Raw genomic sequence first — 14,679 nt, forward strand, 5'->3', positions numbered from 1 at the left:
CGTAAAGACAAAGGGGCCTCCAGGGGCCCCTTTGTGTTTTTAACGTTTTACTGCGCTTAACTGCCGGCAATAAGCTTGTTTTTTTTGCATGCAGCCCCCATCTTGGCTTCATGCTTAATTTTGAACTGTCATAGAGGCGAACTCATGAAGACCACCATTGAATTGCCTCTCCTGCCGTTGCGTGATGTCGTCGTCTATCCGCACATGGTTATCCCGCTGTTCGTGGGGCGCGAGAAGTCTATCGAAGCCCTCGAGGCTGCGATGACGGGCGATAAGCAGATCCTGCTGCTGGCCCAGAAGAATCCGGCTGATGATGATCCAGGTGAAGACGCCCTGTATCGCGTCGGCACCGTTGCCACTGTGCTGCAATTGCTCAAACTGCCGGATGGCACCGTCAAGGTATTGGTAGAAGGCGAGCAGCGCGGCGCCGTGGAACGCTTCATGGAGGTGGATGGCCACCTGCGTGCCGAGGTGGCGTTGATCGACGAGATCGAGGCCCCGGAGCGCGAGTCCGAAGTGTTTGTGCGCAGCCTGCTTTCGCAATTCGAGCAGTATGTGCAGTTGGGCAAGAAAGTCCCGGCTGAGGTGCTGTCTTCTCTCAACAGCATTGATGAGCCGAGCCGCCTGGTCGATACGATGGCCGCGCATATGGCGCTGAAAATCGAACAGAAGCAAGACATCCTCGAAATCATCGACCTGCCGGCCCGCGTGGAGCATGTACTGGCCCTGCTGGACGCTGAAATCGACCTGTTGCAGGTCGAGAAGCGCATTCGTGGCCGTGTAAAGAAACAAATGGAGCGCAGCCAGCGCGAGTACTACCTGAATGAGCAGATGAAGGCCATTCAGAAAGAGCTCGGCGACGGTGAGGAAGGCCATAACGAAATCGAAGAGCTGAAAAAGCGTATCGATGCCGCCGGTTTGCCCAAGGACGCTCTGACCAAGGCCACCGCTGAGCTGAACAAGCTCAAGCAGATGTCGCCGATGTCGGCTGAAGCCACCGTGGTTCGCTCTTACATCGACTGGTTGGTGCAGGTGCCGTGGAAGGCGCAAACCAAAGTGCGCCTGGACCTTGCGCGCGCCGAGGACATCCTCGACGCCGACCACTACGGCCTGGAGGAGGTCAAGGAACGCATCCTTGAATACCTCGCCGTACAGAAACGCGTGAAGAAAATCCGCGGCCCGGTGCTTTGCCTGGTGGGTCCGCCTGGCGTGGGTAAAACATCCCTGGCCGAGTCCATCGCCAACGCCACCAACCGCAAATTCGTGCGCATGGCCCTTGGCGGTGTGCGTGATGAAGCGGAAATCCGTGGTCATCGCCGCACGTATATCGGTTCGATGCCAGGAAGATTGATTCAAAAGATGACCAAGGTTGGCGTACGCAACCCGCTGTTCCTGCTCGATGAAATCGACAAGATGGGCAGCGACATGCGCGGCGATCCGGCTTCGGCGTTGCTCGAAGTGCTCGATCCCGAGCAAAACCACAATTTCAACGACCATTACCTGGAAGTCGATTACGACCTTTCCGACGTGATGTTCCTGTGCACCTCCAACTCCATGAATATTCCGCCGGCGTTGCTTGATCGGATGGAAGTGATTCGCCTGCCGGGTTACACCGAAGACGAGAAGATCAACATCGCCGTCAAGTACCTCGCGCCCAAGCAAATCGCGGCCAACGGCCTTAAAAAGGGCGAAATCGAGTTTGACGTCGAAGCGATCCGCGACATGGTCCGCTACTACACCCGCGAGGCCGGTGTGCGTGGGCTGGAGCGCCAGATTGCGAAGGTGTGCCGCAAGGCGGTGAAGGAACACGCACTGGAAAAACGCTTCTCGGTGAAGGTGACGGCCGATGCGCTGGAGCACTTCCTCGGCGTACGCAAATTCCGATACGGGCTGGCCGAGCAGCAGGATCAGGTAGGGCAGGTGACTGGCCTGGCGTGGACCCAGGTGGGTGGCGAGCTGCTCACCATCGAGGCTGCGGTGATCCCAGGCAAGGGCCAGTTGATCAAGACCGGCTCCCTGGGTGACGTGATGGTCGAATCCATTACCGCCGCGCAAACCGTGGTGCGCAGCCGCGCGAGAAGCCTGGGGATCCCCCTGGACTTCCACGAGAAGCACGACACCCATATCCACATGCCGGAAGGGGCGACCCCGAAGGATGGTCCTAGCGCGGGTGTGGGCATGTGCACCGCACTGGTATCAGCATTGACCGGCATCCCGGTACGCGCCGATGTAGCGATGACCGGGGAAATAACCCTGCGTGGTCAGGTATTGGCGATCGGCGGCCTCAAAGAGAAATTGCTGGCCGCGCACAGGGGTGGTATCAAGACCGTGATCATTCCTGAAGAGAATGTTCGCGACTTGAAGGAAATTCCTGACAATATCAAGCAGGATCTTCAGATTAAACCGGTTAAATGGATTGACGAAGTCCTGCAAATTGCGCTGCAATACGCGCCGGAGCCCTTGCCGGACGTGGCGCCGGAGATAGTTGCTAAGGACGAAAAACGAGAGTCTGATTCCAAGGAAAGAATTAGCACGCATTAATGAGCCTGGGGGCTTCCTTGACAGCTTTTTAGAGCCCTTGTTATAAAGCGGCTCTTAAGTGTCTGTAGGCCATTCAGCACTGGTTTTTGCTTTTACCAAAAAACTTAGAATCATACTCAATAGATATATAAGGGGACTTAGAGTGAACAAGTCGGAACTGATTGATGCTATCGCTGCATCCGCTGATATCCCGAAAGCTGCTGCTGGCCGTGCGCTGGATGCAGTAATCGAATCCGTCACTGGCGCTCTGAAGGCCGGCGACTCCGTGGTACTGGTAGGCTTCGGTACGTTCTCTGTGACTGACCGCCCAGCTCGCACTGGCCGCAACCCACAGACTGGCAAAGCACTGCAAATCGCTGCTGCCAAGAAACCAGGTTTCAAAGCCGGTAAAGCCCTGAAAGAAGCCGTTAACTAAGCTTCGATCAAGCCTTACCTACCCGGGTCCGACGCAGGTCTGGCCTGGCAGCGGAGCGGCAATCGACCCACTATCCATCGGGTCGCCAAGCCGGGGGTGTGGGTTCAGACCCCCGTCCGCTCCGCCAGTTACGAGAAGGCGCATCCTCGGATGCGCCTTTCTTCTATCCGGACTCTACCCACGCTCCACGGTTGCCAATTTTTGAAGTTCAACCGTTTCTGGGGGACGCATGCTGCAAAATATCAGGGACAATTCACAAGGCTGGATTGCCAAGACCATTATCGGGATCATCGTCGCATTGATGGCGTTCACCGGTATCGAAGCCATTTTCCAGGCTTCGACCAACACCAAGCAGGACGTGGCCAAGGTCAACGGTGAAGCAATCACCCAGACCGAACTGAGCCAGGCCGTCGACATGCAACGGCGCCAGCTGATGCAACAGTTGGGCAAGGATTTCGATGCTTCGCTGCTGGACGAAAAACTGCTGCGCGAAGCGGCCCTCAAGGGCCTGATCGACCGCAAGCTGCTGCTGCAAGGCGCAGCCGACGCCAAGTTTGGCTTCTCTGAAGCTGCGCTGGACCAGGTGATCCTGCAAACGCCGGAATTCCAGGTGGACGGCAAGTTCAGCGCGGAACGCTTCGATCAGGTGATCCGCCAACTGGGCTACAGCCGTCTGCAATTCCGTCAGATGCTGATTCAGGAAATGCTGATCGGCCAGGTGCGTGCAGGTATCGCCGGCAGTGGCTTTGTGACCGATGCCGAGGTGCTGGCTTTTGCCCGCCTGGAAAAACAGACTCGCGATTTCGCCACGGTCAATATCAAGGCTGACCCTGCGGCGGTGAAGCTCACCGACGATGAGGTCAAGGCCTACTATGACCAGCACGCTAAAGAGTTCATGACACCGGACCAGGTGGTCATCGATTACCTCGAATTGAAGAAGTCGTCGTTCTTCGACCAGGTCAGCGTCAAGGATGATGAGCTGCAGGCGGCCTATCAGAAAGAAACCGCCAACCTCGCTGAACAGCGTCGTGCCGCGCACATTCTGATTGAAGTCAACGACAAGGTGACCGACGCGCAGGCGAAAGCCAAGATCGAAGAAGTCCAGGCGCGCCTGGCCAAGGGGGAGAAGTTCGAAGCCCTGGCCAAGGAGTTCTCTCAGGATCCGGGTTCGGCCAACAATGGCGGCGACCTCGGATTTGCCGGCCCCGGCGTCTACGATCCGGACTTTGAAGCCGCGCTGTACGCGTTGAATAAAGACCAGGTCTCGGCGCCGGTGCGCACCACCTTTGGTTGGCACCTGATCAAACTGCTCGGCGTCGAAGCACCTGAAGTCCCGACGTTCGCCAGCCTGAAAGACAAGCTGACCCGCGAGCTCAAGGCCCAGCAGGTCGAACAGCGCTTTGTCGAAGCCACCAAGCAATTGGAGGATGCGGCATTCGAAGCGTCCGATCTGGCCCAGCCGGCGTCCGATCTGAAGCTGACCGTGCACACCTCCGCGCCTTTCGGCCGCGACGGTGGCGAAGGTGTCGCCGCCAACCGTGCCGTGGTGACCGCTGCGTTCAGCCCGGAAGTGCTGGACGAAGGTGCCAACAGCACCGCTATTGAGCTGGATCCGGACACCGTCATCGTGCTGCGTGCCAAGGAGCACCGCAAACCAGCGCAATTGCCGCTGGAAAGTGTTGCCTCGGCAATTCGCGCGCAGATGACCAAGGAGCGCGCCAGCGCGGCCGCCAAGACCCATGCTGACGAGCTGATCGCCAGCCTGCGTGAGGGCAAGACCCCGCTGAACCAGCCGATTGATGGTCAGGCGTGGAAGGTCACCGAAGCGGCTACCCGTAGCCAGGAAGCGATCGATCCGGCCGTGCTGCAAGCCCTGTTCCGCATGCCGAAGCCTGCGGCCAAGGACAAGCCAACGTTCACTACAGTGACCCTGGCTGATGGCAGCCTGGTGATCGTGCGTTTGAACGGTGTCAACGAAGCCGCCGCGCCAACGGACGAAGAAAAGGCACAGTACCGCCGCTTCCTCGCTTCCCGTGTCGGCCAGCAGGACTTTGCCGCTTACCGCAAGCAGTTGGAAACAAAGGCTGACATCAAAAAATATTGATGTCGGTTTGAACACCCAGCCCCCGGCCTGTAAAGGCCGGGGGTTTTTTATTGGGGTTCGTTCAGAGCCAATAGTCAACCTGTGACGTTTTACCGACAGGAATACGCGCGCCAGTCCCCCGTTCTGTTGCACAATACCGCCCAGACCGTTTTCCTCAGGATTTTCAATGTCGACATCATTTCACTTGCGCAGCCTCGGGTTGGCGTTGGTGTTGGCGGGCGCCGCGGGCTGCTCGTCACCCAAGACCGCTATCTATGAACATGAGAACTTCGACGACTCCGGTACGTTTTCAAGGGACTACCCGGTCAGCGACGTAGCGGCGTGCGAAGCCGCTCGTCGTGCCTTGCTGAGCCAGGGCTACATCATCACCAGCAGCGATCCGAAACTGGTGGTGGGTAACAAGAGCTTCCAGCAGACCGGCGAAACCCATCTGCAGATCAGTTTCAACGTCGTGTGTGCCGATGACGGCAAAGGTAAAAAGCACTCGACGATGTTTGCCAATGCCTTGCAGGATCGTTATGCGCTGAAGAAGGTCAATAACTCGGCGAGCCTCGGCGTGGGCGTATTGGGGTCGGTGTCGATGCCGATCGGCTCCACCGATGACTCGATGGTCAAGGTCGCCAGCGAGACGGTGTCTGCGCCTAAGTTCTATGATCGTTACTTCGCCCTGGTGGACGTGTTCCTGCCGCAGGAAGTGAAGAAGGCCGAGCATATCCCTGAGAAGCCGAAGGCGGACCTGGGTGTGCCGGAGCCTAAAGCCGAACCTGCTGCAGAGAACGTCGAGGCGCCCAAGCAAGAACCGGCGGCGCCTGCTGCATCGCAACCGCTTGCCCCACCTGCCGAGCCTGCTCCGTTTGCCCCGCAGGTTGAGCCACAAGCGGCGCCAACGCCTGCACCTGCACCGACCAATCCTGAGCTCCCCGCGCCGACCGAGGCAATTCCAGCCCTGCCGACGCCGGCGCAGTAAAACAGATCGTTGCGGGGTCGATCCTGTCCCCGTAACGGTTTCTTCCTCGACAGCCTACGTGTGCTAAATCCCCGCGCCGCTGCTACGTTTAATCCTCAAGTGCAGGAACGTCATGGCGCAGACTTTTTTTCGTCATCACGGCACTTTAGGCTGGTGGTGCGGGTCATTCATTAAAGCCGTATTGCACCGGCTTTCACGATCAGAAAACAGGGAGTACACCATGGACGATTACCAGGAAGAACTGCTGGAGTATCAGGCCTTTGAGCTGGATCCGTTGGATCCGGTCGACGATGCCACCGAGCTGTAATACCGGCCTCAGGCGGAATGCCGCTGACTGCGGCGAAATTCCCCTGGGGTCTGGTTGTTCCATCGCCTGAATGCCCGTTGAAATGCCTGGGCAGAGGCAAACCCGAGCAAATAGGCGATCTCGCCAAAGGCCAGTTCCGTGTCGCGGATGTAGGTCATGGCCAGGTCGCGACGGGTGTCATTGAGAATTGCGCGAAATTGAGTGCCTTCATCGGCCAGTTTGCGCCGCAAGGTCCAGGTCGGCAGCTTTAAGCGTGCCGCCACTTCCTCCAGGTCGGGTTCCCGGCCGCCATTGAGCATCGGCCCAAGCAACCGGGTGATGCGCTCGCGCAGGCTGCGGGTGCGCGTCAACTGCTCCAATTCCCGTTCACACAGTTGCAGCAACAGGTGCCAGGTGCTTGGACAATGTTGTGGGTTGCGCAGGGCCAGGGTGGGTTGGCTCAGGCGCAACTGGTTGATATCCGCGCCGAAGTGCACGGGGCTGTCGCCCAATAGGCTGTAGTGTTCGCTGTAGTCCGGAGCCTCGAATTCAATTTCGATCCGCTGCGCCTGCACCGGTCGCTCGGCCAGGCTGGAGAGTTGGTGCAGCCAGCCGGCGATGATCGAGTCCACCACGAAGCGGTTGTAGGCGTTGTAGGGACTGATGGAGTAAAAGCGCAGCCAGGCGCCTTCGGCGTCCTCATGAAAGCTCGATTGCCCTCGGTAGTTGGAACCGTACAGCGGCTCGAAGCGCGTCAGCGTGCGCGCGGCTTCGCGAACGTTGGGCGCCTGGGCGGCGGTGACGCCCGCCAGCCCGGCCTGGCTCAGGCGGCTGAGCTGTCCCATGCGCAGGCCCAGCGCCGGGTTGCCGGTCAGTTGGATGGCCGCGTGACCCAGGCGCATATAGCGAGGGATCGACAAGCGCGCACCGGCTTCGGCCAGCCGTGCCGGTTCAAGACCGTATTGCAGGAGCAGGGGCTGCGGGTCCAGGCCGTGGCTGTGGACGGCATCGGCCAACGTGTGCACAAAGCCTACTGACAGATCCCCCAGGCGCACGGGCTTCATTGCGTTACAGCCAGATATTGAGCATGCGAGCACCCCGGGCGTCGCCATCGGCGCTGATCTGCCCGTTGCTGCTCAGGAAGCTGTGCCCGGCGGTGCCCAGGTCCCAGAACTGCCCGCGCAGGAACACGCTCATGCCGGCGGTGGCCTGGCTGACGGGCTGCTGGCTGATCAACGTGAGCCGCCGCCAGGCCTCGCCTTCGCTCAGTTCCTCGGGCTTGAGGCTGACTTCCGGTGGCGTCGAAACGCTTTTGAAACCGCGCCATGGCCGATCCCAGGTGTCGCGTCCGGTCACCAGCGCCGGCACGGCAATCAACTGCGCGCCGCGGTCGTTGAGTTTGCGGTAGTTGTCCGGGTACCAACTGTCGCTGCCCACCAGCACCCCCAGGCGACCGGCCGGGGTGTCCACCACGTTGACCGTGTTCTCGTCGCCGGGCTGGATAAATTCGCGCTCGTCGTAGATTGGGTAGAGCTGGCGCTGGGGCTCGCCGATAGGCATGCCGTCGGCGGCGAATACTACGCTGGCGTTGTATAAGGCACCGTGGCCGATCTGCAGTTGGCGTTGGCTGACTGTCGGGTCGGGCAGGGCGATGGAGCCGGCCACCACGGTCACGCCGAACTCTTTGGCCAGGCCGCCGAACAGCACCTGGTAATCGCGCGCCATGCCCGCCGCCTTCATGCGCAGGTAGGCGTCGTCCAGGCGGTCGCTGCCGCTGGCGCTGATCCAGGCGCGCGCGAACTGTAACGGGTTGCTGACCGACAGCCAGTTCATCGCATCCTTGAGATGCATCGCCTGATACACCTCGTTCTTTTCGCCGGTAAGCATCAGCCAGGTGCCGATATGTTCGGGCAGTACCACGATGGTCTTGTCGTTGATCAGGCCCTGATCGCGGGCGTTTTGCAGGTAGGCCGCGAGTTTCAGATGCAGGCGTTCAAGGCTCTGATAGTCGGCGGGAAACAGCTCGGGCTGGATGCCCAGCAGATTGCCACGATCGGCTGGCACGCCTTCGTTGACGGCCAGTGTAATGCGCAGGTCCGACAGGTAATGCGCAACGGGGCGCTCCTGGGTCCAGACCAGATACGCGGCGACGGCGGCAACCAGGGCCAGGGTGGCGGTGAAGGCTAGAAGTTTACGCATGGGTAACAGACAACAAACCGATTGCGGGGCGTGAATTTATGACGCAAGTGCAATTGAGGATACACAGTGTCAGCGGCTTACAGGAATTATTGGCAAGGCGCGCCGATTATTTCCTGCGCTCAATGGCAATTCGCTGTGGGACGAACCTGCATGTTGGAACCGGTTGTCCTGGCTTGGTTCCTGCCGCGCTCGACCTTTGCGCCGAGCAAGTTTCGGTGGACACCGGCGCTCACGTCGCGTCAGCCCCCTTGGGTCTGTTGCCGTCAAAGGTCTGGCCGTTGGCTACCCACTCACAGAGCGCGTCGGGCGACAGTGGCCTAGAGAAGAAATAGCCTTGCCCTTGATGGCATTGCCAGTCGCGCAATAGCCTGTAGTTGGCGAGTGTTTCGACGCCTTCGGCGACCACAGTGAGGTTCAGGTTTCGTGCAAGGCGAATAATGCCTTGCACGATATGCCAATTGCTGGTGTCGGGGCGCAGGTCTGCCAGCAGCGATCGGTCGAGCTTGACGCTTTTTGCGGGGATGTCCCGCAGATACCGCCAGTTGCTGTAGCCACTGCCAAAGTCATCAATGGCGATTTCCACACCGAGCAGACGCAGGCGCTTGAGCTGTTGCTGTACCGCATCGAAGTCCGGGATCAGCACGCTTTCAGTAAACTCCAGTTCAATGCATTGCGGCGCCAGGTTGAAGTGAGCCAGTGATTGCGTCAATTCATCGATGAGCTGGCCATCGGTAAGATCAATCGATGAGACATTCAGCGATACCGTCAGGCGTAGACCTCGGGTTCGCCAGGCGTCGATCTGCTTGCAGACGTTTCTCACCACCCAGCTCGTGATACGGCGGATGACGGCGGTGGTTTCAGCCAGCCCGATAAACTCCGCAGGCCCGATTTCACCCAGAGTGGGGTGCGTCCAACGCAACAGCGCCTCCACCGATTCGCACTGGCCATTGGTGAGGTTTATGCGCGGCTGGTATTCCAGCCGCAATTGGTCATGGGCGAGCAAAGCCGATTCGATCGAGTGGAGCAACAGCGCGCTGCGTTGTGAATGAGCGTCGACGGCGGGGTCGTAATACAGCCAGCGGTGCTCGGACCGCCGCGCCGTATCGGTCGCGCTGGCCATCAATCTCAAATTATCGACAGAGGCCTGCGCGTTGGGACCGATTTTGAGCACGCCGATGCCGACATCGGCAAAGATCGGCACATTTTTGAAATGCACCGGCTGAGCAAGGGCTTCGTTGATGCGTTCGATCAGCTCATCCACCTTCAGTTGGGGAGTGTCCTCCAACAGAATGGCGAAGCTCAGCGTACTGGCTCGATACAAGCGGGCGCCTTCCGGCAGCACGCTGGCGAGCAGGTTTTTAACGCCAAGCATGAATTCAACGAAACAATCCAGGCCCAGGGCCTTGACCAGCCTGTCCATCACGGAGGCCGTGAGCGGTTCAATCAATATCGCCAGGCGGTCGGCCAGGCACGCTTCGCCCTTGACGACGTCCAGTTCGAAGCATTGGCGATTGGGCAGTCCGGTCAGGGCATCGAAAAAAAACTTGTGATGAATCGATTCCAGCCGTGCAACAACAATGGCGCCGGCGTTGTGCAGGAACACTCTGTCCTGCTCGCTCATCGGCGCCCGCTCCTTTTGATCGATGACGCACAGCGCACCCAATGCCGCGTGTCCTTTGGTGACCAGTGGGGCGCCGGCGTAGTAGCGAATGAACGGTGCGGCGGTGACCAGCGAGTTGTCGGTGAATCGAGCATCGTCCACGGCGTTCAGGATTTCCAGTATCCCTTCGCCGTGCATGCAGTGGACGCAGAACGAATCCGCCAGCGGAGCGCCGTCGGCCTCGATCCCGAGCTTGGCTTTATACGTCTGAAACTCATGGTCGACGATGCTCACCATCGCAATCGGCACGCCAAAGTGTGCCGACACCAGCGCGACGATGCTGTTGAGTACCTCATCCGATCCACTCTCGATATGGGCGGTGAGCCGCTCCACTTCGGACAGGCGCATTTGTTCTGCGAACGTTGAGAAGCAATTGGACATTTTCTCGATCCTGCAGTTGAGCAACCGCCACCGACGGCGTGCTCGATAAACGATAAAGCGGATGCTGAAATGAGATCCGAACAACCAACATAGCGCGAGCTGGGCAGACCGTCAGGTTTTAAAGCGCAAAACCAAGGCGTTCAAGGCGACCGACAGTCGCGAGAGTTCATTGCTGGCGGCCAGCGTCTGGCGCGTGCCTTCGCTGCTCTGGACGGCAAGGTCACGGATGCTGATCAAGCTGCGGTCGACATCACGCGCTACGTGCGCCTGTTCTTCGGAAGCTGTCGCAATCTGGAGGTTGCGGTCGTTGATTTCGAGTACCGAATCGGTGATTTGGCGCAGGGACTGGCCTGCTTGTTCCGCAGTGTCTCGGGTGCTGTAGACCTGCGAGGTACTCTCCAGCATTGAGCTGACTGCTGCGCGTGAGCCTGATTGAATTGCGCCGATCATTTGTTCGATCTCTTCGGTCGAGGTTTGTGTGCGATGCGCCAGGGCGCGCACTTCATCGGCGACCACTGCGAACCCGCGTCCTTGTTCACCTGCGCGCGCAGCTTCGATGGCCGCGTTCAACGCCAGCAGATTGGTCTGTTCGGCAATGGCGCGGATAACGCTCAGCACTTTGCTGATGTCCTGCGCTTGCCCAGCCAGCGACTTGACTTGATCTGAAGAGGATTCAACCAGGCCGGTCAGGCTATTCATCGCTGTCAGGGTCTCGTTGACGCGAGTATTACCGAGGTCGGCCGACACGCTCGATTGCCTGGCCGCTGCGGAGGTGGAGGTGGCGTTTCTGGCAACCTCTTCAACGGCGGCGCTCATCTGGGTCACGGCGGTCGCCGCTTGCTCGATCTCGCTGTTCTGTTGCTGCAATGTGCGATCAGCGCTCTCCGTGATCGCCGTCATTTCCACGGCGGCGGTGCTCAGTTGAGCGGACGCCCCTGAGATTTCCAGGATGGTGTTTCTCAGGTTTTCCCGCATCCGGTTGAGTGCGCTCATCAGGCGCGCTGCTTCATCAGTGCCAGTGACCTCAAGCCCCTGGGCCAAATTGCCCACGGCGATATCTTCCGCTAACCGCAGCGACGAGGTGATGGGGCTGACTATGCTGCGGGTGAACACGATTGCCAGAATGACCGTGAGCATTGCAGCGGCCAGCAGGACCACGATCAGCACCATGACGCTGTGTGCGTAGACCCTTGCCGCTTCTTTGCCTGACTCAATCGCCTGACGCGCGTTTTGCTCGCGCAGCAACGTCAGTTGTTCCTGATAGTCACTTGCCCGTTGCGCCTGTTCGCCGTTGGCAATCACGATGGCTTGCTCGTGATTGGAGCCATCCAAAGCGATGACTTGGTTCAAACCCTCAACATAGGCGTTCATTGCCTGATTGGTTTTTTCAAACTGGATTTTGTCCTGCTCGCCCGATAGCAGATGTTCACGGTAGAACTCGGTTCGCGATTTGAGCGCCCCTAAAGCTTCGTGGACCCTGGCCAATGCCACGCTGTGTACCTCAGTGGTGACGCTTGAAAGCATGCGGATGCTCTCAAGACGGGCATGAAGCAGGGCGATCTGAATATCGTCAATGACTTGGACGCTGGGAAGCGAGTTGGTCTCGATGTCCTGCTCGGCGCTGCGCAGGTGATCGATCTGCACGTACGAGAAGCCGGCAAAACCGAATAGAAGCAGCGTGATCATGCCAAAGCAGATGGATGCGCGGCGTGCAATGTTGATTGATCGAAGTGTCATAAGGCCTCCAGAGGCCAGGAAGTTTTGTGAGGGCATGCACGACTGGATTCACAGGCGAGACGAGAGTTGGAACCCCGCAGTGGCGCTGATGCCACAGTGATGGCTCTGGGTGTTGGTTTGAAGTGAGCAAATTAGATTGGGTTGATAGGCGCGCTAAATAATTGCGCGCTCATGAGTGACGAAGGCGGCAGCGACGGCCTCGGTGTGCATTTGGATCAATAACTTGTCAGTTTCAGTCATTGAGCGGTCACTGAACGGCTCTTAGTCTGTCGGGTATAAACCGATGGTCGGCCATATGAGCCTGCCACGTCCCGTGATGATCTGCCGTGGAGCTGTACCATGACCGCCGCTGCTTACCCGCATCTGTTGGCCCCGCTGGACCTGGGTTTTACCACCTTGCGCAATCGCACCCTGATGGGCTCGATGCATACCGGTCTGGAAGAAAAACCCGGTGGGTTCGAGCGCATGGCCGCTTACTTCGCCGAGCGCGCCCGGGGTGGCGTAGGCCTGATGGTCACAGGCGGCATTGGCCCCAATGATGAAGGCGGTGTGTACGCCGGCGCGGCCAAGCTGACCACTGAAGAGGAAGCGCAGAAACACAGAATCGTGACCCAGGCAGTGCACGCGGCGGGCGGCAAGATCTGCATGCAGATTCTCCACGCCGGGCGTTATGCCTACAGCCCCAAGCAGGTGGCACCGAGCGCGATCCAGGCGCCGATCAACCCGTTCAAGCCCAAGGAACTGGACGAGGAGGGCATCGAAAAACAGATCCAGGATTTCGTCACCTGTTCCCTGCTGGCTCAGGTCGCCGAATACGACGGCGTGGAAATCATGGGCTCGGAAGGCTATTTCATTAACCAGTTCCTCGCCGCGCACACCAACCACCGCACCGACCGGTGGGGCGGCAGCTACGAGAACCGCATGCGCCTGGCCGTAGACATCGTGCGCCGTGTGCGCGAAGCGGTAGGGCCGAACTTCATTATTATTTTTCGCCTGTCGATGCTCGACCTGGTGGAAGGCGGCAGTAGCTGGGAAGAAATCGTACAGCTGGCCAAGGCCATCGAGCGGGCCGGTGCGACGATTATCAACACCGGTATCGGCTGGCATGAAGCGCGTATTCCGACCATCGCTACCAAGGTGCCGCGTGGCGCGTTCAGCAAAGTCACCGCCAAGTTGCGCGGCGCGGTGCAGATTCCGCTGATCACCACCAACCGCATCAATACGCCGGAGATTGCCGAACGCATCCTCGCCGAAGGCGATGCCGACATGGTGTCGATGGCGCGACCGTTCCTCGCCGACCCGGAGTTCGTCAACAAGGCCGCCGCCGGCCGCGCCGATGAGATCAACACCTGCATCGGCTGCAACCAGGCGTGCCTGGACCACACCTTCGGCGGCAAGCTGACCACCTGCCTGGTCAACCCCCGTGCGTGTTACGAAACCGAGCTTAACTACCTGCCCGTCACCCAGGTCAAGAAGATCGCCGTGGTCGGTGCCGGCCCGGCAGGCCTGGCCGCAGCGACCGTGGCCGCCGAACGTGGCCACCAGGTCACGCTGTTCGATTCGGCCAGCGAGATCGGCGGCCAGTTCAATATCGCCAAGCGCGTGCCCGGCAAGGAAGAATTCTTCGAAACCTTGCGTTATTTCAAACGCAAGCTGCAGACCACCCATGTCGAGGTGTGCCTCGACACCCGTGTGGATGTTACGCAACTGGTGGCCGGCGGCTATGACGAAATCATTCTGGCCACCGGCATTGCCCCGCGCACCCCGGCCATCCCAGGCGTCGATAACCCCAAGGTGTTGAGTTACCTGGACGTGATCCTGGAGCGCAAGCCGGTGGGCAAGCGCGTGGCGGTGATCGGTGCCGGCGGCATCGGCTTTGATGTGTCGGAATTCCTTGTGCATCAGGGTGTGTCCACCAGCCTGGACCGCGAGGCGTTCTGGAAGGAATGGGGTATCGACACCCAATTGCAGGCCCGTGGCGGCGTGGCCGGCATCAAGGCCCAACCCCATGCGCCAGCGCGTGAAGTGTTCCTGCTGCAACGCAAGGCCTCCAAGGTCGGCGACGGCCTGGGCAAGACCACCGGCTGGATCCACCGCACCGGTCTGAAGAACAAACAGGTGCAGATGCTCAACAGCGTCGAGTACCTGAAGATCGACGATGACGGCCTGCATATCCGCATCGGCGCCGAGGGCGAGCCGCAGTTGCTGGCGGTGGACACCATCGTCATCTGCGCCGGGCAGGACCCGCTGCGCGACTTGCAGGACGGCCTGGTCGCCGCCGGGCAGAACGTGCACCTGATCGGTGGTGCGGACGTGGCGGCCGAACTGGACGCCAAGCGCGCGATCAACCAGGGCTCGCGCCTCGCCGCCGAGCTGTAAGGCCTTGAGC

The 14,679-nt window shown here is 59.6% G+C and carries 10 protein-coding genes and 1 pseudogene; 6 read left to right on the plus strand and 5 right to left on the minus strand.

The features are described from left to right. Positions 1-144: 144 nt before the first annotated feature. The 5 genes from lon (at position 145) to OSC50_RS08930 (ending at position 6,334) form a co-directional block, all read left to right on the plus strand. Positions 145-2,541 carry an endopeptidase La gene (gene lon / locus OSC50_RS08910; RefSeq protein ID WP_181080981.1) on the plus strand — a complete coding sequence of 799 codons (2,397 nt, stop codon included), beginning with the start codon at positions 145-147 and terminating at the stop codon, positions 2,539-2,541. 127 nt (positions 2,542-2,668) lie between these two features. Next, complete coding sequence (locus OSC50_RS08915) at positions 2,669-2,956, plus strand: HU family DNA-binding protein (protein ID WP_221034285.1); 288 nt, start codon at positions 2,669-2,671, stop codon at positions 2,954-2,956. A gap of 229 nt (positions 2,957-3,185) precedes the next feature. Further along, positions 3,186-5,060 carry a SurA N-terminal domain-containing protein gene (locus OSC50_RS08920; RefSeq protein WP_266247639.1) on the plus strand — a complete coding sequence of 625 codons (1,875 nt, stop codon included), beginning with the start codon at positions 3,186-3,188 and terminating at the stop codon, positions 5,058-5,060. Between the two features lie 166 nt (positions 5,061-5,226). Next, complete coding sequence (locus tag OSC50_RS08925; RefSeq protein WP_181080979.1) at positions 5,227-6,027, plus strand: DUF2242 domain-containing protein; 801 nt, start codon at positions 5,227-5,229, stop codon at positions 6,025-6,027. A 112-nt stretch (positions 6,028-6,139) separates the two neighbouring features. Beyond that, positions 6,140-6,334: a hypothetical protein gene (locus OSC50_RS08930; RefSeq protein WP_181080984.1), complete on the plus strand. Its 195-nt coding sequence runs from the start codon at positions 6,140-6,142 to the stop codon at positions 6,332-6,334. Positions 6,335-6,342: 8 nt separating this feature from the next. Here OSC50_RS08930 and OSC50_RS08935 read toward each other — a convergent pair whose 3' ends face one another. The 5 genes and pseudogenes from OSC50_RS08935 to OSC50_RS26140 form a co-directional block, all read right to left on the minus strand. After that, a complete protein-coding gene (locus OSC50_RS08935; protein ID WP_266247643.1) occupies positions 6,343-7,377 on the minus strand; it encodes an AraC family transcriptional regulator in 1,035 nt (344 codons plus the stop codon). Positions 7,378-7,381: 4 nt separating this feature from the next. Then, positions 7,382-8,512: a carbon-nitrogen hydrolase family protein gene (locus tag OSC50_RS08940; RefSeq protein WP_181080977.1), complete on the minus strand. Its 1,131-nt coding sequence runs from the start codon at positions 8,510-8,512 to the stop codon at positions 7,382-7,384. A gap of 229 nt (positions 8,513-8,741) precedes the next feature. Next, positions 8,742-10,520, minus strand: coding sequence for a sensor domain-containing phosphodiesterase (locus OSC50_RS08945; protein WP_266247645.1), 1,779 nt, complete (start codon positions 10,518-10,520; stop codon positions 8,742-8,744). Between the two features lie 144 nt (positions 10,521-10,664). Then, positions 10,665-11,546, minus strand: coding sequence for a methyl-accepting chemotaxis protein (locus tag OSC50_RS26135; protein WP_434085276.1), 882 nt, complete (start codon positions 11,544-11,546; stop codon positions 10,665-10,667). Positions 11,547-11,570: 24 nt separating this feature from the next. Next, positions 11,571-12,326, minus strand: a pseudogene (locus OSC50_RS26140) (MCP four helix bundle domain-containing protein); the annotation flags it as partial. A 303-nt stretch (positions 12,327-12,629) separates the two neighbouring features. Here OSC50_RS26140 and OSC50_RS08955 point away from each other — a divergent pair. Further along, a complete protein-coding gene (locus OSC50_RS08955) occupies positions 12,630-14,669 on the plus strand; it encodes an NADPH-dependent 2,4-dienoyl-CoA reductase (RefSeq protein WP_266247649.1) in 2,040 nt (679 codons plus the stop codon). The last annotated feature ends 10 nt before the right edge of the window (positions 14,670-14,679 follow it).

The organism is Pseudomonas quebecensis, from assembly GCF_026410085.1.
In the GTDB taxonomy this organism is placed as follows: domain Bacteria; phylum Pseudomonadota; class Gammaproteobacteria; order Pseudomonadales; family Pseudomonadaceae; genus Aquipseudomonas; species Aquipseudomonas quebecensis.